Raw genomic sequence first — 260 nt, 5'->3', positions numbered from 1 at the left:
ATGCTTCAGACCATGGGCAATACTGTTGACTTCAACATCGTCAAGATGCTTCTGGTCCAGATTGCACGTCTTCAGCGTATGCCTGAACTTGCCAAGATGCTTGAAGAATTCGAGCCAGAACCTGATCCATTTGCAGAGCAGATGAAACAGTTGCAGGTTGAGGAGCAGCAATTGAAGAATGCTCTCCTTCAGTCTGAAATTGAACTCAATCAGGCTAAGGCACAGAAAGAATTGCAGATTGGTCTTGTCAGCAATCTGCA

At 45.4% G+C, this 260-nt stretch carries 1 protein-coding gene; it reads left to right on the top strand.

Translation table 11 applies throughout. The features are described from left to right. Positions 1–45 precede the first annotated feature (45 nt). Positions 46–260, top strand: a 215-nt coding sequence (locus Q5762_RS38840) for a hypothetical protein (protein WP_315897025.1), incomplete at its 3' end; no start/stop codon positions are given.

Origin of the sequence: Streptomyces sp. P9(2023) (genome assembly GCF_032436795.1) — a bacterium.
Taxonomy (GTDB): domain Bacteria; phylum Actinomycetota; class Actinomycetes; order Streptomycetales; family Streptomycetaceae; genus Streptomyces.
Note: the sequence above shows the minus strand (reverse complement) of the source record. Positions and strands in the feature narration are given on the sequence as shown.